Source organism: Neobacillus paridis, from assembly GCF_016765675.1.
Lineage (GTDB): Bacteria > Bacillota > Bacilli > Bacillales > Cytobacillaceae > Neobacillus > Neobacillus paridis.
Map to the genome: position 1 here is coordinate 1 of NZ_JAESWB010000156.1, position 535 is coordinate 535.

The following is a 535-nucleotide window of genomic DNA, read 5'->3' on the forward strand; positions in this document are numbered from 1 at the left end:
CAGATGCCGGCAGCCGAGAAAAAGGACAGCACCAGGTACAGGGCAGCATGCACCGGGTTGCGATCCGTGATGACGCGGGTCGCGGCTACCACGAGGATGGCCGAGAACACGTAGAACAGCGCAGTTTTAAATTCCATAATGGACCACAATGATCGCCCTCGACCGGCCCTTGAAAGGCCGGTTTTGCAGCGAATTAATCAAATCAACGGTAAGCGGCGTCGGCGGCGCGATTGGCGGCGATCTCTTTTTCGTAGCGGTCGCCAATGGCCAGCAGCATTTCCTTGGTGTAGTACAGGTCGCCCCGTTTCTCACCGTGGTATTCCAGCATGTTGGTCTCGACGATGGAGTCCACCGGGCAGGACTCTTCGCAGAAACCGCAGAAAATGCACTTGGTCAGGTCGATGTCGTAGCGCGTGGTGCGGCGAGTGCCGTCTTCGCGCTCGTCGGACTCGATCGAGATGGCCATTGCCGGGCAGACCGCCTCGCACAGCTTGCAGGCGATGCAGCGCTCTTCGCCGTTGGGATAACGGCGCAG

Annotated in this window: 1 protein-coding gene; it reads right to left on the bottom strand. The window is 59.4% G+C overall.

Going from position 1 to position 535, the window contains the following annotated elements:
- Nucleotides 1-202 precede the first annotated feature (202 nt).
- Nucleotides 203-535 (bottom strand): NADH-quinone oxidoreductase subunit NuoI (nuoI, locus tag JK635_RS28305; RefSeq protein ID WP_202653521.1); only part of this gene is annotated, 333 nt, incomplete at its 5' end.